Annotated in this window: 17 protein-coding genes; 12 read left to right on the plus strand and 5 right to left on the minus strand. The window is 49.0% G+C overall.

Annotated features, from left to right (window positions below; translation table 11 throughout):
- Window positions 1-264: 264 nt before the first annotated feature.
- The 9 genes from AM231_RS26695 to AM231_RS26735 all read left to right on the plus strand — a co-directional run bounded on the left by AM231_RS26695 (window position 265) and on the right by AM231_RS26735 (window position 11,932).
- Entirely contained in the window at window positions 265-1,500 is a 1,236-nt protein-coding gene (locus AM231_RS26695; protein ID WP_054405356.1) for an MFS transporter, read from the plus strand.
- A gap of 468 nt (window positions 1,501-1,968) precedes the next feature.
- Window positions 1,969-3,210, plus strand: a complete 1,242-nt coding sequence (locus AM231_RS26700; protein ID WP_054405357.1) for a sugar ABC transporter substrate-binding protein — start codon at window positions 1,969-1,971, stop codon at window positions 3,208-3,210.
- Between the two features lie 93 nt (window positions 3,211-3,303).
- Window positions 3,304-4,209, plus strand: coding sequence for a carbohydrate ABC transporter permease (locus AM231_RS26705; protein WP_207383692.1), 906 nt, complete (start codon window positions 3,304-3,306; stop codon window positions 4,207-4,209).
- A 45-nt stretch (window positions 4,210-4,254) separates the two neighbouring features.
- The gene (locus AM231_RS26710; protein ID WP_054405359.1) at window positions 4,255-5,073 is read left to right on the plus strand and encodes a carbohydrate ABC transporter permease; all 819 of its coding nucleotides are present in this window, start codon (window positions 4,255-4,257) and stop codon (window positions 5,071-5,073) included.
- A gap of 41 nt (window positions 5,074-5,114) precedes the next feature.
- The gene (locus tag AM231_RS26715; protein WP_053491115.1) at window positions 5,115-6,116 is read left to right on the plus strand and encodes a LacI family DNA-binding transcriptional regulator; all 1,002 of its coding nucleotides are present in this window, start codon (window positions 5,115-5,117) and stop codon (window positions 6,114-6,116) included.
- Window positions 6,117-6,140: 24 nt separating this feature from the next.
- Entirely contained in the window at window positions 6,141-6,902 is a 762-nt protein-coding gene (locus tag AM231_RS26720; RefSeq protein WP_054405360.1) for an alpha/beta hydrolase, read from the plus strand.
- Between the two features lie 234 nt (window positions 6,903-7,136).
- A complete protein-coding gene (locus tag AM231_RS26725) occupies window positions 7,137-10,514 on the plus strand; it encodes a GH36-type glycosyl hydrolase domain-containing protein (protein ID WP_054405361.1) in 3,378 nt (1,125 codons plus the stop codon).
- An 81-nt stretch (window positions 10,515-10,595) separates the two neighbouring features.
- Window positions 10,596-11,093, plus strand: a complete 498-nt coding sequence (locus AM231_RS26730) for a GNAT family N-acetyltransferase (RefSeq protein ID WP_054405362.1) — start codon at window positions 10,596-10,598, stop codon at window positions 11,091-11,093.
- A 188-nt stretch (window positions 11,094-11,281) separates the two neighbouring features.
- Window positions 11,282-11,932, plus strand: a complete 651-nt coding sequence (locus AM231_RS26735; RefSeq protein WP_054405363.1) for an MOSC domain-containing protein — start codon at window positions 11,282-11,284, stop codon at window positions 11,930-11,932.
- A gap of 148 nt (window positions 11,933-12,080) precedes the next feature.
- On the opposite strand, the gene AM231_RS26740 is transcribed toward AM231_RS26735, so the two are convergent.
- From AM231_RS26740 to AM231_RS29755, 3 genes are read right to left on the minus strand one after another with little or no spacing between them, the layout of a single operon-like run.
- The gene (locus AM231_RS26740; RefSeq protein ID WP_053491120.1) at window positions 12,081-12,629 is read right to left on the minus strand and encodes a GNAT family N-acetyltransferase; all 549 of its coding nucleotides are present in this window, start codon (window positions 12,627-12,629) and stop codon (window positions 12,081-12,083) included.
- Window positions 12,630-12,671: 42 nt separating this feature from the next.
- Window positions 12,672-12,926, minus strand: a complete 255-nt coding sequence (locus AM231_RS26745; RefSeq protein ID WP_054405364.1) for a DUF2164 domain-containing protein — start codon at window positions 12,924-12,926, stop codon at window positions 12,672-12,674.
- Window positions 12,927-12,978: 52 nt separating this feature from the next.
- Entirely contained in the window at window positions 12,979-13,140 is a 162-nt protein-coding gene (locus AM231_RS29755; protein WP_207383693.1) for a hypothetical protein, read from the minus strand.
- Window positions 13,141-13,203: 63 nt separating this feature from the next.
- On the opposite strand from AM231_RS29755, the gene AM231_RS26750 reads away from it, so the two are divergent.
- Complete coding sequence (locus AM231_RS26750) at window positions 13,204-14,922, plus strand: glutamine--tRNA ligase/YqeY domain fusion protein (RefSeq protein ID WP_054405365.1); 1,719 nt, start codon at window positions 13,204-13,206, stop codon at window positions 14,920-14,922.
- Between the two features lie 177 nt (window positions 14,923-15,099).
- On the opposite strand, the gene AM231_RS26755 is transcribed toward AM231_RS26750, so the two are convergent.
- Window positions 15,100-16,335 (minus strand): MFS transporter, encoded by a 1,236-nt coding sequence (locus AM231_RS26755; protein WP_054405366.1) that lies wholly within the window; start codon window positions 16,333-16,335, stop codon window positions 15,100-15,102.
- 305 nt (window positions 16,336-16,640) lie between these two features.
- Here AM231_RS26755 and AM231_RS26760 point away from each other — a divergent pair, with 305 nt between their 5' ends.
- Window positions 16,641-16,979 (plus strand): hypothetical protein, encoded by a 339-nt coding sequence (locus tag AM231_RS26760; RefSeq protein WP_054405367.1) that lies wholly within the window; start codon window positions 16,641-16,643, stop codon window positions 16,977-16,979.
- 10 nt (window positions 16,980-16,989) lie between these two features.
- Window positions 16,990-17,664, plus strand: coding sequence for a TorD/DmsD family molecular chaperone (locus AM231_RS26765; protein WP_054405368.1), 675 nt, complete (start codon window positions 16,990-16,992; stop codon window positions 17,662-17,664).
- Window positions 17,665-17,751: 87 nt separating this feature from the next.
- On the opposite strand, the gene AM231_RS26770 is transcribed toward AM231_RS26765, so the two are convergent.
- Window positions 17,752-20,955 carry an efflux RND transporter permease subunit gene (locus tag AM231_RS26770; protein WP_054405369.1) on the minus strand — a complete coding sequence of 1,068 codons (3,204 nt, stop codon included), beginning with the start codon at window positions 20,953-20,955 and terminating at the stop codon, window positions 17,752-17,754.
- Window positions 20,956-20,965 lie beyond the last annotated feature (10 nt).

A 20,965-nucleotide genomic window follows, 5' to 3' on the forward strand; every position in this document is an offset into this window, starting at 1 on the left:
GTAAGGTGAAGCGTCACTGAAAGTGCTTGCTTCGAGAAGGCCAATTGAGCGATACTATAAGTAGAGATCCTGACTGCATTTTTCAAGTGCGAACAAGTAGAAACGCTTTTTCGTCAAGTAAAGTGGCGAGAAAGTCGTTTCTATTTTCTTTGTCATGCCTATTGATTGATGCCCAATATAAGGTTCTTTCGCAGAAACGGATGCCGTTCCAGTCGGTACGATTCACCGTTTCTTCTTCATTCTGACGAGATACGGGAGAGACAGATGAAATTTTTACAACAGTATCCTAAGGAAGTAAGGGCTTTTCTCATTGCGAGCCTTGTAAACTCCGCCGGTGGTTCCCTGATGTGGCCGCTGACAACGATGTATGTATTTGATGAACTTGGTCGAAGTATGCAGGATGCAGGGCTTGTGATCTTGCTGCAATCCATGGGAGGCATTGCAGGTCAACTGCTAGGCGGTGCAATGTATCACCGCATCGGTGTCAAAAGATTAATCGTAGGCTCGCTAGTGCTGAATGCAGTCGGGCTGTTTTCGCTGCCGTTTATCCATGGCTTCTGGCCGCTTCTCCTCCCGATGATGTTATTTATCGGGTTCTGTAATGCGATATCCTTGCCGGCAATCCAGGCATTTATTGGCTTTCGCTTTGCTGACCGTCGCGGAGAGCTCTTCAATGTCATATATGTGGCCAATAACATCGGAATTGCGCTCGGAACCGCAATGAGCGGATTTCTGGCCGAAATCTCCTATCATCTAAGCTTCGTGGCTAACGGAATAACATCGCTTGGGTTTGCCGTGTTTTTCTGGATTTACTTAATGCGCCTCGATGGAGCAGAGGGAGAACTGACAAGTCAACATCCAAAGGTAAAGAATCCATTGCCAGCCGGGCCAGGTGCATGGGCTCTCTTGGCTAATATTCGGATCTATCTATTCATGGGCCTGGGATCTCTGTTTATGTGGTTTGGTGTTTCGGTATGGAATACCGGAGTATCGCCGCATATCATTTCCGAAGGCATGTCCAAGGCCGCCTTTAGTTATTTATGGACACTCAATGGAATTTTGATCTTTGTTGCTCAGCCGCTGACGACGTTAATCAAACGATGGTTCGCTCGTACGGAGACAGCTCAGATGACGTTCAGTGCGCTATTTTATACAGGAGCCTACATGATCATTGTTGTGATGAATAATTATCCTGGCTTTATGCTCGGGATGGTGCTGGCGACGCTTGGAGAAATGCTGGTCTCACCGGCCATTCCGGCGTTTATCGCAGACCGTACAGGCAATAATGCGCCGTTCTATATTGGCGTGGCAGGAGGAATGGGGGCCGCCGGAAGGGTAATTGGACCCTATGCTATGGGAACGCTATACGATGGCGGGGGGTTGACGCCCGTCGCTTGGCTCGCTGTAGGTATAGCGGTCATGTCCTTCTTCTCATTTATGGTACATGCCAGACTGAATAAGAATTTCCCGGATGTATTAAAAAAATCGCAGCGAGAATGAAGTATCACGTTTAACGGATAGATTGTGTTGGTGAGTAAGGGAATATGACGATAGGACTAAGCAGCAGGCATGTTTCGTGCCTGCTGCTTGTTTATCGTGTGTCCAGATAAAACCGCAGTATTTCCCAATTAAATATCGAATAAAAAAATTAAAAAAGAATATTGAAATCGCTCTCAGAGGAAGCTATAATAAACGTGTCGAAACGTTTCAAATAAAAGTGGGATTTTCTAAGATATCAAGCAAGAAATCTTCATATTAGCGGTTTGAAGCAGAGAATTCACACGTAGATATAACATGTGAATTTGCGTAATAGGGGGAATGATGAAGAAAAAGGATGTTAGAGGGAGTATTTATCCGACGTCTTTATTTTTTCGAACAAAATCGAAACGTTTCGAAGTAAGTGCTTTCAATTTGGGTGTCGCATTACGTTTTACATGAGGTAAATATTGAGAACGGGGTGATTGTAGGATGAGAAGGAAAACATGGTTAGGGATGTTGGCTGCACTAATGGTGTTCTCGGCCGTATTAGCTGGCTGCTCGGGTGGGTCTGAGAAAGCAGATGAAGGCAGTAAGGGTAAGCAGGAATTGAAAGTATGGTTGATGGGTGACGAAACGGACGAAACACTTATTAAGCAATATGAAGAGAAAAATCCCGGCGTGAAAGTAAACGTTCAATCGATTCCTTGGGGAAGTGCTCATGACAAGCTGCTGACAGCGGTTGCTTCGAAGAGCGGTCCGGACGTCGTGCAGATGGGCACCACCTGGATTCCCGAATTCGCGCAAGCCGGCGCTTTGCTTGACCTGACGCCGTATCTTGACCAATATCCGAATTTGAAGCCGGAGAATTACTTTGACGGTGCTGTTCAAACCATGAGCTACGACGACAAGATTGTCGGCATTCCATGGTACGTGGAAACTCGCGTCTTGTTCTATCGCACCGATATTCTGGCTGAAGTAGGCTATCCGGAAGGTCCTAAGACTTGGGATGATATGAAGGATGCCGGCCAGAAGTTGGCTGCCAGAGGAAACGGCAATTATGCGATTACCATCGATGCTAAGGATATGAACTACTTGTCCATGTTTGCTTGGCAGAATGGAAGCGCTATGATCGACGAGAATCGGAAGCCTCATTTTAACGAGCCGGAATACATGGGAGCCATGGAGTATCTGAAGAGCTTCTACGATACAGGCATGACGCCGCTCGCGAGTGATCTGGATCTGTTTGCCGCATTTAAGGACGGACAATTCCCGATGTTTATCAGCGGTCCTTGGATGATCCAAGGTGTGAAAGATAAAGCGCCTGAAATTGAGGGTAAATGGGCAACTACAACCCTCCCTGCAAAAGAAACGAATACTTCTTTCCTTGGCGGTGCTAACATGTCCGTATTTAGCAGCACCAAGAACGCAGATGAAGCCGTTAAATTCATTTCTTTCATGAGCGAACAAGACTCACAATTGACTAACTACGATGTGTCCAAAAACCTGCCTGCTATTAAGAGTGCATGGGAAGACAAACGCTTTGAAGATCCGATCTTCGCTACGTTTGGAAAGCAACTGGAGCATGCTCAGCCTGTTCCATTCATCAAAGAATGGGATGCTATCTCGCAAGAAGCGATTGGTGCATTTGAGAGAATTGCGGTCGGAGGTGCTGACATCAAGACTGAGATGGACCAACTGAATGCGAAAGCGACAGAGATACTATCCAAATAATATAAGATTGTAACCCAGCCCGGCTTGTTTCTTCAGATGATGATGAAACAAGCCTGACTGCTTCCAATGCCTACCCATTTTTGCAGGAGGTGAATGACTTTGCAGAACTTTACCAAGCGTTTTAACCGCTATAAGTATCCTTATATGTTTATTGCGCCTGCCCTGTTGCTGCTTCTGACATTCTCTATCATTCCGATCATCATTGCGCTTGTCATCAGCTTCACGAATATCGACCTGGCGGGTCTCGCCAATTATTCCAATATTGAAGCCGTCGGCTTTGATAACTTCATGAATGTATTCAAGGATCCGGTTTTCCTGAAATCCCTGTATAATACGATGTTCTATGTTATTATCGGAGTTCCGCTTGTCGTGATGCTTGCCATGGGCGCTGCATTGCTGCTTAACTATGGCACGGGATGGCTGTTCAAGACGTTCCGCGTTGTATATTATATGCCTTCCATTACGAATATTGTGGCGGTCGCAGTTGTGTGGGGTTACCTGTATAACAGCCATTACGGCCTCTTTAACCATATGCTATCCTGGTTTGGCATTCCCGCACAGCAGTGGCTGAATGATCCTACCTTAGCCAAGTTATCTCTGATCCTTCTGGCTGTATGGAAATCAATCGGTCTGAATATGATTATTTTTCTTGCGGCGCTGCAGGGTATTCCGCGTTCTTATTATGAAGCGGCTGAAATCGATGGTGCGAGCAAGTGGAAAAAGCTTATATACATCACTGTTCCGCTGCTTAGCTTTGCGACCTTCTTTGTCACCATCACAACGCTGATCGGCTGGATTCAATTCTTCGAAGAGCCGCTGGTTATGACAAAGGGCGGACCGCTGAATTCCACCATGTCGATGGCCCTCTTCATTTATAATAATGGCTTCCAGCTCAGTAATTTCGGTTATGCCGCTGCAGGATCGTTTGTACTCTTCTTCATTATTATCGTGGTAACGATCTTACAATTCGCAGTCAAGAGAAAAGATGTTGAGTATTAAGACTTAGGCGATATTCCGTATCATAGCTGAAGGAGGCTTTAGAGTATGGCAGCTAAAAGAATCGAGAAAACATTCATGACGGTGCTGCTCATTGCAGGGGGACTGCTGATGATGATTCCATTTATCTGGATGATCACGTCCTCATTCAAGCCGGAAAATGAATTTACGGCGGTTCCGCCGACGTTATTACCGAAAGAATTTACCCTCAAAAATTATGTGGATCTATTTACGAAGCTGGACTTTATCGTATACCTCAAAAATACGCTCATTATTGTGTTCTGGTCGTTCATTGGTCTGTTCCTCAATGCCCTTGCAGGGTATGCATTCGCCAAGTTCGAGTTTCCAGGCAGCAAAAAACTGTTCTACCTCGTGCTAGCGACAATGATGATCCCGGGACAGGTGACCATGATTCCGGTTTATCTGCTGATTAATGCCATGGGTTTAACCAATACAATGGCAGGGATCGTGCTGCCGGGATTGGTCGGTGCATTCGGTATTTTTCTGTTCCGTCAGTTCATGTCCACGATTCCAACAGATTTAATGGAGGCATCAAGGCTGGATGGAGCGGGAGAGCTCAGAATTTTCTTCCGTTTGATCGTTCCGATCACAAAGCCGGTATTTGCGGTTCAAGGGATTTTGGCTTTCATCGGCGCCTGGAACAGCTTCCTGTGGCCGCTTATTATGGCGAATGACCAAAAGCTGTATACACTCTCGGTAGGTCTGCAGCTATTGAAGGGACAGCATGGATCCGATTTCGGCTTGCAGATGGCAGGCGCGGCATTTATGGTAGTTCCGATTATTATCGTATTTTCTTTCTTCCAAAAACATATTATTGAAGGATATACGATCTCTGGCATGAAATAAGATAGATAGAGTTTTATAGTAGTAGAAGGAGCGAAAGAGAAATGGCAACGATAAAGGATGTGGCAAAGCTCGCTGGTGTCGCCTTATCAACGGCTTCATATGCGTTAAGTGGCGACAGCAGAGTGAGTTCGAAGACAAGATCAAAGGTGCTCGAGGCAGCAAGGCAGTTGAATTATCGTAAGAACGGATTTGCCATGGATTTGAAGCGGAGCCGCACCAACACAATCGCTCTTATTCTGACGGATCTATCCGGTCCTTATTATTCCGAACTGATTCGAAGCGTACAGGAAGTGGCTTTAACCAATGGGTATGATCTGATCGCCTGCAGCTCGATGGGCGGTAGAGATTCAACTGCGGTCAAATTTCTGCGGGAAAAAAGAGCCGACGGTGCGATCATTCTCGCGCCGAATATCCGCGATGAAGTTCTGATCGAGACTTCCGGTCCCCAGTTTCCGATTGTGATCATGGATCGGCCTTTGTGCAGCGAATATTTGGTCAATGTGCTGGTCGATGGTGAACAAGGAGGCTACACGGCTACCCGATATCTGATTGAGAATGGTCATCGGCAAGTGGCCTACATTAGCGGTTCCGCGGATTCTTACGATAACCATTTGCGTTATCAGGGGTATCTACGGGCGCTCGCGGAAGCCGGGCTGGAAGAACAGTCGAAATGGCGTCTAAGCGGCAACTTTGTGCGCGAGGGCGGCTACAATGCTACCAAGATGATGATTATGCAGGGGACGCTCCCATCGGCGGTGTTTTACGGTAACGATGAGATGGCTATCGGTGGATTGAAGGCGTTCGAGGAAAGCGGGATATCAGTGCCGAATGATGTATCGGTCATCGGATATGATGATATACAACTAGCCGAATATGTGAATCCGCCGCTGACGACCATCAGGCAGCCGAAGAGTGAAGCGGGATCGCTCGCAGCGCATTTGCTGTTTCAGATCCTGAGTGGCGAGTCTGTAAAGCAGTCTTACATGCTGACGACGGAAATGATGGAACGTGCTTCCGCGGGAAAGAGCAAAGTAGAGAATTAAAGAACCGGATCGGAGATGAGGAGCTTGGCATGGATCACATGTGATTTTTATTCCGAAACGCTGGAACTGTCTACTGGCATTGAGGTTTTTTTACCACAAGCCAAGTTGATGACATCAGGCTCTTCTTCGAGACTGCCGGTGCTTTATTTGCTTCACGGCCGAGGTGCCGATCAGACCGAATGGATGCGCAGGTCATCCATAGAGCGGTACGCCGAGAATAAAGGCATTGCTCTGGTGATGCCGGGAGTGGGCCGAAGCTATTATATGGACATGGCTAACGGTCCATCTTACTTTACCTTCCTTAGTGAAGAGCTTCCGCAGCTGGTTCAATCGTTCTTCCCGGTATCAAGACGCAGGGAAGATACCTTTGTCGCCGGAATATCGATGGGCGGGTATGGTGCGTTTAAGCTGGTCCTGACTTATCCGGAGCGTTATGCGGCGGGAGCAAGCCTGTCGGGAGGGCTGGATCTTGCCAGCCGTGCTGCAGGCCGGGGATTTCAGGAGGCCGAAATCCGCACTCTATTTGGAAGCGTCGACCGCTTGGAGGGAAGCCGGGACGATTTGCTGTACTTAGCTTCGGAATTTGCTGCATATCAGGGCGAGAAACCGATGCTGTATCAGTGCTGCGGGACAGAAGATTTTCTGTATAAAGATAATCAGACCTTTAGACAGTGTGCGGACAGCTTGGGGATTCACATTACCTACGAGGAAGAACCAGGTGGTCATGAATGGGGATATTGGGACCGTAAAATTCAGCGTGTGCTGGATTGGCTGCCCTTACCCTAATTTGCTGTCCCTTTATATTGAAACGTTTCGAATTATAGCTGCCAACAAGCACTTTTTTTCTCTGGTTTGGATTGCTGTATTTTTAGTGAAAAGGCCTATAAATTATATGTTTTACAGGAAGTTATTAGTCATTTTCAGAAACATCAAAACGTTTCGAGTTAATCAGAAAATGGGCCTTTTCGCTTCGAACATAACACGACTCACATCATATATGCAGAATAGGAAGTGAAATTTGTGACAGCCAATCATGTAACGAACGATGGAAAAGTTGTACTTCAGACGGGAGAATTGACGTTTTCCTTTTTGCCTAGTGGTGATCTTTATCAAGCCACTTATGGCACAACGATGATTAATCAGCTCCTCTCCAATCCGATTGACGGGGCGCTGAGCAACTTATTTCTGAGAATCCATACGGGTAGCGGCATCGAGGCCGTTCCTATGCTCGGAGTAAATTCCAACAGTGTGGTTACTTATGCGGATAACCGGATGCTGTGGGAAGGTAGTTTCAAGGGAGTGGATTATAAAGTACGGTTTACCCCAACGGATGCGGGGGCGTGGTTCTGGGACGTCGAGCTCCAGGGAAAGGGAATCGAAGCTGACGTTGTGTACGGTCAGGATATCGGAATTGCTCATCCTGGTGCCGTTCGAAGCAATGAAGCGTATCTGTCCCAATATATCGACCATGCCGTGTTCCAGCAGGAAGATCGAGATTATGTGGTGTGCTCCCGCCAAAATCAGCCGCAAGGAGGCGCATTCCCCTACCTTCAACAAGGAGCGCTAACTTCTGCGGCCGGGTATGCAACGGACGGGTTTCAGTTCTTTGGCCTTTCCTATAAGGAGACGAACCAGGTGGAAGCTTTGTTCAAGGAGAGCTTGCCGAATGAGGTCTATCAATACGAGTTTGCCTATACTGCTCTGCAGTCCCCTCGCGTAACGTTAAACAGCTCGGCCCGGTTCGTATTTTACGGCTTGTTTAAGGAGGATCATCCGGAAGCGGTCACGTCGCTGGAATTCCAGGATGAACTTCAGGCCGCATGGCAGCAGGTGGAAGCTCGCCGCTTGAAGGACTCAGGCCATTCGCTGCCCCGGATCGAGCGATGCGAGCGTTTCGGGGAGGCTTTGCGGACATTGCCGCTGACGGAAGACGAGCTGAACGCTTTGTTCCCTGTACGCCGCCAAGAGGAGCGTGACGGAGAAGAGCTGCTTTCGTTCTTCACGGATACTTATGAGCATATCGTCATGAAGGAGAAGGAGCTTCGCGTAGAGCGTCCGCATGGCCATATCTTGATGAGCGGCAACAATGTGAAGCTGGGGAGTCCTGTTATCACGACAACCTCCTACATGTATGGCGTGTTTAATTCCCAGCTAGTGACAGGGAACACGAACTTCAACAAAATGATGAGTCATGCACGGAATGCATTAAATGTACCGAAGACATCCGGACAGCGTATTTATGTGGAGATGGACGGAGTGTATCGTCTCTTGACGATGCCGTCTGTGTTTGAGATCGGCTTTAACTATGTGCGGTGGTACTACAAAACCGAAAGCGATATGTTGATCATCACTAACTTTACGTCAGCAACAGCGCCGGAGGTTACGCTTCAAGTCCGATCTGAGAGTGGAAGGTCTTATCGTTATCTGACCACCATGCAGATCACGATGGATGTCAATGAATATGAAGTACCTTATCATATGGTTCAGGAAGACGATATCCTTACGTTCCGTGCTGATTCGGCATCGCTCAGTTCTTCGGTGTACAAGGAACTGCATTATCGCCTTGGCGTAAAAGGAGCCGATATGCGGGTTATGGACGAAACTTGCCTGGCAAGCAACACTGTACCTGGCAGTGCCTCCTTAACCGTACTTGAGCTTGGCGAAAGTGCGGAATGGACGATGACGGTAGAAGGCTGTCTTGATGCAGTGGACGCCCCACTTGCGGCACGAGTGGCCGATGAGGAGATTGCAAGTTATCGCTCGTTCTACACATCCGTTATGAACGGCTTCCATTTGAGCCTGAAGAACGGACAGGACGACGGCTTGTTCAAGGTGAATGCGCTGGCCTGGTGGTATACGCACAATATGCTCGTACATTATTCAGTACCGCACGGTCTGGAACAGTACGGCGGTGCCGCTTGGGGAACGCGTGATGTATGCCAGGGACCTGCTGAATATTTCATGGCTACGCATAAATACGAGCAGGTTCGCGATATCCTGCTTGAGGTATATTCACATCAATATGAGGATGACGGAAACTGGCCGCAGTGGTTCATGTTTGATAAGTACGCCCACATCCAGCAGGAAGAGAGTCACGGTGACATTATCGTATGGCCGCTTAAAGTGCTGGGCGATTATCTGGCCGTTACACAGGACTACAGCATTCTGGAGTCGGCTGTACCTTACACGAGAAAACACAGCTTCGATTTTACCGAGCAGACGTACACGGTGCTTGAGCATGTGAAGAAGCAAATCGCCTATATTCAGGATCATTTCCTCCACGGGACTCATTTATCTTCTTATGGAGACGGGGATTGGGATGATACGCTGCAGCCGGCGAACGCACAGCTCAAGCAGTTCATGGTCAGCAGCTGGACGGTAGCATTGACCTATCAAACCTTGAACCAATTCGCTCGTGTCATGGAGCGTGTGGATCCATCGATGTCCCATGCGATGGGAGACCTCGCGGCAGGAATCCATCAGGATTTCAATACGTATATCCTGAACTCCGAAGTCATACCTGGCTTTGTCTATATGGAGAGCAAAGAGCAAAGTAGATTCCTGCTTCATCCGTCCGATCAGGAAACGGGAATTCAGTACCGGCTGCTTCCGATGACGCGCAGCATGATCAGCGAGCTGCTGACCCCGGAGCAGGCGGCAAGCCATTACGAGATTATCCGGGAGCAGCTGTTCTGTCCAGACGGCGTGAGATTGATGAACCGTCCAGCCGTATATGCCGGCGGTGTGAGCACGCACTTTAAGCGGGCCGAGCAGGCGGCGAATTTCGGCCGGGAGATTGGACTTCAGTACGTTCACGCGCATATCCGTTATGTAGAGGCGATGGCCAAGCTCGGCAAGAGCAGCGAGGTTTGGAGCGGGCTTGAGCGTATCAATCCGATTGGCATCACCGAAATCGTGCCGAATGCGGAGCTGCGCCAGAGCAATGCCTATTTCAGCAGTTCGGACGGGAAGTTTAATACCCGCTATGAAGCACAGGAGTCTTTTGATGCGCTGCGCGGCGGCCGAGTGCCTGTCAAAGGGGGATGGCGGATATATTCCAGCGGGCCGGGGATTTACATGAACCAGTTGATTTCCAATGCCCTTGGTATTCGTGAAGCGGAAGGAGACCTGGTTATTGACCCGGTTCTGCCGAAGGCATTGGATGGCCTGGAGTTTAAATTCAACTATGCAGGAGTGCCAGTGACATTCATATATCATATGGATCACGCCGAGCAGACCCGTATCACGATTAACGGTCAGGATGTGCCAGGGGATACCTTCCGGAACCGCTACCGTACAGGCGGCGTTCGTATTGCCAAGGCAGATTTTCAGCGATTAGCTGCAGAAGGCGGAACCGATTGTGTCGTGGATATTTACTCCTTCATTCATGAACAATAAATTTTGACCCTTAGGCTTGTCTGCAAGAAGCAAACCTCTCTGATATAATAGAGGGAACGCTGATCAAAGCGAGGGATGGCGATGAAGACACGACAAGAGACATTGACCATTCGATTCTCCGAGATGAAGGATGCTGCAGCACTCATGGCACTTGATGAACTGGTCTGGGATCGTAATACGGCCCCGGCCCCACTGGAGTGGACTTCAAGAGATCATTACCTTCTGCATTGTCCGCCGGGCACGCAGCTCGTGGCGCTGCATGAAGGAGAGTTGTGCGGTTATGTTGGATTCCGGAACCCTACAAGCCTTCACAGTAATCGTCATGTGCTGGAGCTGAATATCGCGGTTCACCCTGACTATCAACGGCAGGGCATCGGTTTGCGGCTGATGGCGGCCGCTAAGGATACCGCGCGCAGCAAAGGCATTTCGAAGCTGAGGCTGCGGGTGCTGTCCAGCAATCCGGGTGCTCTATCTTTTTACAGGTACTGCGGGTTTACGGAAGAGGGCAGACTGATTCAGGAGTTTTATGTGGATGGACGTTATGTTGATGATATCTTAATGTGCTGCTTCTTATCATAATCATGGTTGTAATGCCGTGATTGGGCCGGTTCGCATTTTGCAAAAGAGCTGGAGTTATAGGGTCGAACAGTCCGGCAGCGTGCCGGGCTGTTTTTATTTAAGAAAAAACCAGCCCATTTGGCTCCTGGACAAGGATATACCCGATTGCATATAGTAAGTGAAGTGAATATAGGGCGGAGGTTTTGTTCATGACGATGAGAATCGTATCACTGAATGTAGGAAAGCCGGTAACGGTAGATTACCAAGGAAAGGACCTGTCTACGGGGATTTATAAGCAGCCTGTGAAGGGACCTCTGTTTCTGAGCTCGGTAAATTTTGAGGGGGATGGTCAGGCCGATCTCGTTCATCATGGTGGTGTGGACAAGGCAGTGTGCGCCTATCCCGCCGAACATTACCGCTACTGGGAAAGATCCTTGGACAAGCAGATGGAATATGCCGCATTTGGCGAAAATCTGACATTGCAAGGACTGCTGGAAGATCAGGTTTGCATCGGAGACGTGTACCGGATAGGGGATGCGGTTGTACAGATCAGCCAGCCCCGGTATCCATGCTTTAAGCTGTCACAAAAGCACGGAGTTAAGGATATGCCAGCAAGGGTGCTGAACACGGGCTATAGCGGTTTTTATTTCCGTGTGCTTGAAGAAGGGGAGGTTAGTGCGGATTCTCCAGTGACTCAGCTTGAAACCCATGCTGCTGGCATTACGGTTCTGGAAGTGCTTCGCATGATGAAGGACGGACGGAAGGATGAACAGGGACTGGTTCGCATGCTGGAGATCGACGTGCTGGCCTTGAGCGTGAAGTCGCAATTCAGTAAATGGCTGGAAGCCCTCCGGAACTAACAGGAGTGAAATGACGGCTTTTAACAGGCTCTAAGCAAAGATTAGGCTATGCTCCAGACTACATATAGACCATAAAAACCGGCTTGCGTCCTCTTAATTGCAGGATACAAGCCGGTTTCTGTTGTGATTATAGGAATAATGCCATGTGTTACCTCATCCGCTTCCATTCGCTTTGAATCATACCGTAGACTGCATGGTTGACATAGCCCTGGGGCAGTTTTTCAGCTTCCCTTATGACTCCCTCGAGGACAAAGCCTAGACGCTCGGGAATTGCCCGGCTGCGATGGTTGGCCGTTGCACAGCGAATCTCGACCCGGTTCAGGCCCATGCGCATAAGCGCATGATCCGTAAACGCGCGGCACGCGCTTGTCATCAGCCCTTGCCCGGTGAAATTCTGATCCAGCCAGTATCCGATACTGACCGAGCGGTTGTTCCAATCGATTTCATGAAAAGAGATCGTACCTGCCAGCTCTTCGCGCACCCAGATGCCTGCCGAGAAGCCGCCGTTATCGGCCGCTTGCTTCATGGCTCCTTTGATATAATTCATCGTATCGTTGACCTCGGTGACGCCGTCCACCCACGGAAGCCATTTGCGGAGACGGTCACGCGACCGGTCGGTAATCTCGAACATTGCCCGTGCATGTTCTATTGCAAGCGGGCGCAGTTCTACATGGTCGTCTAATGTGTATCCAAACATAATGGTTTCTCCTTTATTCTCTAATGCGAAGTATATGTACTTTTACCGGGTTCGCTTCACTTTTTTCTCTAATGCGTAAATGTCTTCTTCCAGGGAAATCATTCGCTGATTGACAACGGTCCTGCAGTCACTGAGCGCCTGATTGTATAGATGAGGCCCCAGGGTCTCCACGAAAAAATCAAGAACGCCCTCTGCGGCCAGATGTCCAAGGGTTTCGCCGCGCTCGGTTTCAAAGTAATCCTGAATCAATTCAATTAGCTGATCACGCTGTTCCTTGGGGAATTTACTAGGTTTCATAAGATGCTTGCAGGCCTCCATCCATCACTGTTTTTCTTTTCATGCTACCCTATTAAAAAGCCCCCGTCAAAATGATTTTAATCTGCATATCGAGCCTCCCGGGACGAGCGTCTGCAGGCAGGTTGAAGGCCGCGAGCTTATTTGCCGGCGCATCCTCTTTGAAAGCTGGCAGCTTGCCCACGGCAGTACCGAATTTCTTGAACAATCGCGGCATTACAGGTATATTTAAGGGAAACACGTTTATACAGGAGATAGACAGAAATTACAGGACGAAAGGTTGATCAACGTGGAGAACCATCGGGGCACCCCCTCCAATTTTATAAAAAATGTTATTACCGAAGACCTGAAGTCCGGTAAAGTGAAGGAAATCGTTACCCGCTTTCCGCCGGAACCGAACGGTTACTTGCATATCGGGCACGCTAAGGCCATATGGATCAATTTCACGCTGGCCGATGAATTCGGCGGACGGACACACTTGCGGTTCGATGATACGAACCCGGTGAAGGAAGACTTAGAGTATGTTAACTCGATCAAGGAGGACGTGCAGTGGCTCGGTTTTGATTGGGAAGAGCTGCGGTATGCGTCCGATTATTTTGAAGAAATGTACAACCGTGCGGTGCTGCTGATTAAGAAAGGGAAGGCTTACGTGGATGACCAATCCGCAGACCAAATCCGCGAAACTCGCGGAACCCTGACCGAGCCTGGGCAGAACAGTCCATATCGGGATCGCAGTGTGGAAGAGAATCTGGATCTGTTTGAGCGGATGCGCAAGGGAGAATTCGCTAACGGCGAACGCGTGCTGCGCGCCAAGATCGATATGAGCTCGCCGAATATCAATCTGCGGGACCCGGTGATCTACCGAATCTCCCATGCGCATCATCATAATACAGGTGACAAGTGGTGCATTTATCCGATGTACGCTTTTGCCCATCCGCTGGAGGACGCCATTGAAGGCATTACGCATTCTCTGTGCTCCCTCGAGTTCGAAGACCAGCGCCCATTCTATGATTGGGTCGTGGCGGAATGCGAGATGGACAGCACACCGCATCAGTACGAATTCGGTCGTCTGAACGTAGCGCAGACGGTAACCAGCAAACGCAAACTGAAACAGCTCGTGGACGAGAACGTGGTGGACGGCTGGGACGATCCACGGATGCCGACAATCTCCGGACTTCGCCGTCTGGGATATACGCCGGAAGCGATCCGCAACTTCGTATTTGAGACGGGGATTTCGAAAGCGTATGGTACGGTGGACCGGCAGGTGATGGAGCACTTTATTCGCGAGGATCTGAAGTTAAAGGCACCGCGCACGATGGCTGTGCTGGACCCGCTGAAGGTGGTCATTACGAACTACCCTGAAGGACAGATCGAATGGCTGGATGCCGAGAATAATACGGAGAATCCGGAGATGGGGATCCGCCAGATTCCGTTTTCGCGTGAAATTTACATTGAGCAAGAGGATTTCATGGAAGATCCTCCGAGCAAATACTTCCGTTTGTTCCCTGGTAATGAGGTGCGTTTGAAGCATGCGTATTTCATCAAGTGCAACGAAGTAATCAAAGACGAGAACGGCAAGGTCATTGAAATCCACTGCACTTATGATCCGGAGACAAAGAGCGGCAGCGGCTTTACCGGACGTAAGGTGAAAGGGACGATCCACTGGGTGGAAGCCACACAGGCCGTACCTGCTGAATTCCGCCTCTTCGAACCGCTGTTTAAGGACGAGGAGGAAGAAGCTGAGCTGGTGCCGGAGGTTGCTGGCGAAACAGAAGAAGCAGTAGCCGAGAAGACCTTCTTGGACGACATCAATCCTAACTCATTGCAAATTGTGCACGGCTTCGTCGAGCCCAATATGAAGGATGCTGCTCCGCAGGACAAGTTCCAGTTCTTCCGTCACGGATATTTCAACGTGGACTCGAAGTATTCACAGCCGGGACGTCCGGTATTTAACCGCGTGGTCTCCCTGAAGAGCTCGTTCCAGCTTCCGAAGAACTAATAGCACATTGTGAATTGGCGTTGTGAATAAAAGAAGGCGTGGATCGACGTCATAGATGAAGTCTTCCACTCCAAAATAAACAAGACTCGAAGATTCCGTGTGTACGGTGTCGTTCGAGTCTTGTTTGATTTTCGGTGCTGTTAGAGGACAACGTGAAGCACTTGCCAGACTGATATTCTAACCTGCAGCGTATTCCTCTTCCTCATCTTCAGCCGGGTCGTCCGGTTGCAGCGGTTGATATCCATGCTTGCGGAGATTGTACCACATCCAGCCAAAGCCGATGGCGCCAACAATTGCGAGCATTGCACCGGTCTGGTACATACTTTGAGCTCCAAAAGTTTGGAACATCCAGCCGCCAGCGAGTCCGCCGATAACGCCGGAAATGCCGCTCCAGCTCAAGGTATAGATCGCTTGTCCGGAAGCGCGGTACGGGGTCGGCACAAACAGCATGGTCAGCTGAACGCCGACATAGAAGTAACCGCCGAAGGTTACACAGTGCAGCAGCTGAATGAGAGCGACCTCGAGCGGGGTGTTGGCCTCAGCCATGAGCAGCCAGCGGAGAGCGAAAAGCAGGCTGACAATCGTCAGGCAGCCGACAAGCACATTGATTTTCCGCTTTAGAAAGCGGTCAAACAGAATAAAGATCACTACTTCAAATATAGATGAGAAGAAGATCGCGAGCCCGACCATCTGTTTGGTACCGCCAAGCTCCAGAATGTATAGGGACATAAAGGTGTTATTGGCAGTGTTCGGAATGGATACCATGATACCCAGCAGGATGAACCAGACAAAATAGGTGTTCAAAAACAGTCGGCTGAGTCCTTTAAGACTTACTGATGCCGATGCCGTCGTTTTCTGAATGGAAGGCAGTGTAAACATGAACAGAGCGGCTACCAGAAGCATGACCGAGAAAACGATGGAGATGCGTCCCGATCCCAGCCGGTCAATGACAGGCCCTGCAGCAATAGCGGTGAGCGCCCATCCGAGTGAGCCCCACAGCCGGAACGAACCGAATTTATGCTGTGTTCCCTCGATGTAGGTCAGAATCAGCGAATTCGTCTGAGAGAACATGGGAGTTTGGAAAAAATAAAATAAGATCATGGTCATGTATATCATTGCATAGGTATTTGCCTGAAATACGATCTGAACAAACAGCATCGTACCGATCATCATGATCAGCAGCACGCGCTTGATGTTGGCCGTCCGGTCACCCCAGAATCCCCAGAACGGATTGGCAAAAATGGACACGAACGGCGCGATTGCCATCAGGCTGCCGATTTCGATTTTGCTCATGCCGATGTCTTGCAAATACAACTGGAAGAAACCGGTGAAGATGACCATGGTTCCATATATGAAGAAGTTGAACAGCTTGAGCGATGTCAGCGAAGGTTGAGCATTGTCCATATTCTGCAATTAGGTCATTCCTTTCAAACCGAATACAATCCAAAATCACGGCACAGAAAAAGCCGCTTTCTTATCAATGTATCACGCATTGAAAAGGGATACAAACCATCTTTTTAATGATTTTCCATTATCCTGCTCAATAACCCGGCAAACTGGAAGGAGTTCTAGTTCAACTCTTCATAGCTCATCATCTGATCGCGGGTTGGAATTCCATCTCTTTTCCCGGCATACAATTAAGAAGAAAAGCATCGAGCGTTTACCGAGATACGAAATAATTATAGTTTCCACCATAAGAATCTTGGAGTGGTTCGATCATGAAAATAATGGAAACTCCCTTTTTTGCAGCATGGTCACATTGTAGCCATACCCCACAGGAGAGTCCAAGTATTGTAAAGGCATATATGTTCGGACAAGCGGTGTTAGCAGCCCTTATATTTGTGAGAAGAGTCACAGTAACCGCTTTCGAAAACAGGTATATTGAAGCTGTAAACAAAAACTTTCTCCCCTTGAAAGTGAGTAGTGACATTCTGGGTTTCCGGAAGTTTCCTTTATTTTCCGAAATTTTCGGAAATCATTTCAAACTGCTTTCATTAGGCGATCAACTAAGATATACTGTCAAGGATATTGCATCCAACAAGAAGGTTACCAAGTAGGAGGTTCGATATGACGATATCAACTGTTCAAACTTTGGAGGTGCCTGACGTCTGTCACAGGTGGCTTGAGAACCGGGGGACGGTTTACGAGCTGTTGATTGATTTTTTGGGTAATTGGCCCAGTTTGTCTATGATTGCGGAATGGAGCCGGGGAAGCGGAATAAGCAAGACGGCGGAATGTTCGAAGGCAGGGAAAGACCTGATGAAATATTTATGCGGGCGCTCCCCTGGGGAATTGGTTCGAATTTGCGAATATGAAGGGCCAGAGTACCGCCGACTGCTTCAGCAGTCCAGGGAACGTCAGGCGGTTCAGTCTCATTACAAGAAGGATAGATGCGCACAAGATGTGACGGATTGTTATGCATCTGCGGGTGTGGCTTTTAATAAATTGAATGGCGAAGCGGACGATCATATCGCAATTCAATTGGAGTTTATGACGCTGCTTCATGATCGAATGTTGAACAATATGTATGATGAATACAGCATGCTGCAATTAATAGAGACGCAAGCGAATTTTCTGGAGGAACATCTGTTGCCTTGGGTGCCGTCCCTCTGCAAGGATTTGAAAAGCTCCACAGAAAGCCCACTCTATCAGGCGTTATTCAGCCTGCTGGAAGAGTTCCTGGCTCAGGATCTTCGGATGCTGAAGACATGGCAGCATTCCAGGGAAACGGTGCTGGTATAGGTATATCGATACAAGATCAGAAACGCGATAACAAATAAGAAGCCCCGGCCCTCCTGTTAAAGGAGGCCGGGGCTTTTCGTGTTCGAATTAATCTTCGATTTCCTTCTTGCTGAACTTCATCAGGAATTCATACACGATAGGTACAACCACAAGCGTGAGCAGCGTCGAACTGATCAGACCGCCCATGACTGTGATGCCCAGGCCGCGCGAGATAATGCCCGCGCTGTTCTCCCAGCCAAATACGAGAGGCAGGAGGGCGCCAATGGTTGCCAGCGCCGTCATCAGAATAGGGCGCAAGCGGGTGGCTCCGGCTTCAAGCAGCGCTTCGCGAGTACTCATTCCAGCACGCTCCATGTGGATCACGCGGTCGATCAACACGATCGCATTGGTAACGACGATCCCAATGAGCATGAGAACACCCATCAGTGCGGACACGTTCAATGTCTCGCCAGTCACAAGCAAGCCGATAATGGCGCCAATGACGATGAATGGGAGTGAGAACAAGATAGCGAATGGCGCGAGGCCGCCGCCGAACGTTACCACGAGAACGAAGTAGACGATGGCAATGGCTGCAAGCATGGCCAATCCAAGCTGTCCGAAAGTTTCATTGATTTGTTCGGTGACGCCACCGAATTTGACAGAGATGCCCTCCGGCAGGTCAAGCTTGTTTACTTCAGTTTCGAGGCTGGTCGAGGCAGAGCCTACATCGCTCGACAGGATGTCTGCTGTAACACTTACCACCATTTTACCGTCAATACGTGTAATGGAATCAGGTGTCGTTCCTTTTTCCACTTTGGCTACATCCTTGATCGGTACTTCGATGCCGAGTGGAGAAGTTACAGTTTCATTTTCGATTTCCTTGATGCTCTTATAAGTTTTACTGTCGGCTTCAATGTAAACATTGTAGGTTTTGTTTTCAATTTCTACTTCGGTCAATACCGGACGTTCCCTTACAGGGCTCAGCTTCATCGCCAATTGTCCGGCTGTCAGACCCAGCGAGCTCAGTTTTTCTTGATCGGCTACGAGTGTATACTGCTCAAACGCTTCGGATAAGCTGGTTTCCGCATTGGCGAAGGTAGCCGTATCTTTATTTGCAAGTTCCGCAATTTGATCAGCCACCGGCTTGATCTGCTCGAGAGAGTCACCAAATACGTTTACCGTCAACTGGCTGCCCCCAAAGCCGCCAGCCGCCATGTCCATATTGGACCATGTGCCATCCGGTACTTCCTTGGTAAGATTCTCGACAAGTGCCGTCTTGACATCCTCGAAGTTTTTCGTGTCCGGATCATACATGATATAGAACAATCCTGAGTTGGCTGATCCCATACCAAGCGGATTGCTGCCACCGATGGAATATTGCATGGATGTTACGCCTGGTTGATCCAGGATCAATTTCTCAGCTTTGAGTGCGCGTTCCTCTACATCCTCGAGGATGACGCCAGGTTCAGGAGAATAGGTGACCATAGCATATTTGTCTTCTTGTTCAGGAATAAAGCTGACCCCAAGGTATTTCGTCAGGAACAAGCTTCCTGCCAATAGCAAGATGGCTGCCATGAAGGTGATAGCTTTGTGGTTTAGCGTCCATCTTAGAATAGAACGATACCCACGGGCCATTGCACCAGGTTTCTCGGCATGATCCTGCTTATTCTTCAAGCCCTTGCGGAACAGGCTGTGTGCCATAGCGGGTACAATCGTGATCGCGACGACCAGGGACGCAAGCAGCGCGAAGACCATGGTCAAGGCAAATGGCATGAACAGTTCTCCAACCATACCGCTGACCAGGGTTAGCGGCAGGAATACCGCGATGGTTACGATGGTGGAAGATGCAATCGGTACAAACATCTCACGTGTAGCGGCACTAATGAGCTCTCTGCCGGTTAATTTCTCAGTCGAGAGGGATAAGCGCCGGTAAATATTCTCGATAACAACGATCGAGTCATCGACCACCCGGCCGATGGCAACGGTCATGGCACCGAGCGACATCATATTAAGGGTGATGTCCATTTGTCTCAAACATAGAACTGCGATCAACAAGGACAACGGAATCGATATGATCGATATAATCGTCGAACGGATGTTGCGCAGGAAGATCATAATGATAAGAACGGCGAACAATGCGCCGAATAATGCCTTGGAGAGCATCGTATGAACTGAATCCTCAATCGGCTTGCCTTGGTCCAGCATGATCGTCAGATCCATGCCAGGATACAGGCCTCTCAATTCCTCAGCCTTGTCTTTTACCTGATTCACAACATCAACCGTATTAGCATCGTTCGCTTTTACGATTTGGATACCGATGGATTCCTTCCCGTTGGTCCGGGAGATGGATTCTGAGGTTCCGATGACTTCAATCTTGGCAATCTCACTGAGTTTGATGGTTGGAATACCTGTTGGAACGACAGGAGCGCCGCTTGCTCCGGCTGCACCGGCTTCGGCCTCCGCAGCACCTTGTTGACTTGCTCCGGCTGCGTCACCTGGAGACAGCTGTTGCTGTTGGCCTGCGCCGGCATTTGGAGCGCTCGCTCCGGCAGAAGCTCCGCCGCCCGGTATAACCGGAATCGCGATGTTCTTCAAATCCTCGATGCCGATGATGCCGCCATCAATGGCAACGGCTTTTTGGGATTTCTCCATTTCAAACATGCCAAGTGGAACGTACAGCGCGGAGCCCTGCACGATTCCCTTGACGGTATCCTCCGTCAGGCCAAGCTCGCTCATTTTGTCATGATTGAACTTCAACTGCACTTCGTTTACGAATTGTCCTGCTACCTGGACAGATGCAACCCCATCCAAATCCTCCAGCTCAGGGACAATGTCATTCTCGGTGATGCGCGTCAATTCATCCAATGCCATTTTGTCTTTATTCGCAATACTTAAGGAGACAACGGGCATGGAGCTCAAGCTGAATTTGGATATGGTAGGCTTCTGCGCATCATCAGGCAGCTTGACCTCGTTAAGTGCTTCACGAACAGCAGCCGTAGCATTGTCCAGATTACTACCATAATCAAATTCAACCATCACATTGGCTGCATTCTCCATGGAAGTAGAGGTTATGGTTTTGACACCGTCAATATTGCGCAATCTCGTTTCAAGCGGTTTCGTAATATCCTCCACAACGCCTTCAGGAGCTGCACCCGGATAGATTGCGGTAATGCTTAAGAATGGAACATTAATATCCGGAATGGTTTCTTGCTTCATCGTCAATCCGCTGTACAATCCGCCAAAGCTGACGATGATCGTCAACAGCCAGATGGCGAACTTGTTACGCAGCGAAAAATTGATAATTCCCTTCATTAGACGATTC

The sequence above is a fragment of the Paenibacillus solani genome, assembly GCF_001277345.1.
In the GTDB taxonomy this organism is placed as follows: Bacteria; Bacillota; Bacilli; order Paenibacillales; family Paenibacillaceae; genus Paenibacillus_AQ; species Paenibacillus_AQ solani.

Excerpts from the sequence above, each read along its gene's own strand:
- AM231_RS26695 (WP_054405356.1), top strand. The coding sequence starts at position 265 with ATGAAATTTTTACAACAGTATCCTAAGGAAGTAAGGGCTTTTCTCATT.
- AM231_RS26700 (WP_054405357.1), top strand. The coding sequence starts at position 1,969 with ATGAGAAGGAAAACATGGTTAGGGATGTTGGCTGCACTAATGGTGTTC.
- AM231_RS26705 (WP_207383692.1), top strand. The coding sequence starts at position 3,304 with ATGACTTTGCAGAACTTTACCAAGCGTTTTAACCGCTATAAGTATCCT.
- AM231_RS26710 (WP_054405359.1), top strand. The coding sequence starts at position 4,255 with ATGGCAGCTAAAAGAATCGAGAAAACATTCATGACGGTGCTGCTCATT.
- AM231_RS26715 (WP_053491115.1), top strand. The coding sequence starts at position 5,115 with ATGGCAACGATAAAGGATGTGGCAAAGCTCGCTGGTGTCGCCTTATCA.
- AM231_RS26730 (WP_054405362.1), top strand. The coding sequence starts at position 10,596 with ATGAAGACACGACAAGAGACATTGACCATTCGATTCTCCGAGATGAAG.
- AM231_RS26735 (WP_054405363.1), top strand. The coding sequence starts at position 11,282 with ATGACGATGAGAATCGTATCACTGAATGTAGGAAAGCCGGTAACGGTA.
- AM231_RS26740 (WP_053491120.1), bottom strand. The coding sequence starts at position 12,629 with ATGTTTGGATACACATTAGACGACCATGTAGAACTGCGCCCGCTTGCA.
- AM231_RS26745 (WP_054405364.1), bottom strand. The coding sequence starts at position 12,926 with ATGAAACCTAGTAAATTCCCCAAGGAACAGCGTGATCAGCTAATTGAA.
- AM231_RS29755 (WP_207383693.1), bottom strand. The coding sequence starts at position 13,140 with ATGCCGCGATTGTTCAAGAAATTCGGTACTGCCGTGGGCAAGCTGCCA.
- AM231_RS26760 (WP_054405367.1), top strand. The coding sequence starts at position 16,641 with ATGAAAATAATGGAAACTCCCTTTTTTGCAGCATGGTCACATTGTAGC.
- AM231_RS26765 (WP_054405368.1), top strand. The coding sequence starts at position 16,990 with ATGACGATATCAACTGTTCAAACTTTGGAGGTGCCTGACGTCTGTCAC.
- AM231_RS26770 (WP_054405369.1), bottom strand. The coding sequence starts at position 20,955 with ATGAAGGGAATTATCAATTTTTCGCTGCGTAACAAGTTCGCCATCTGG.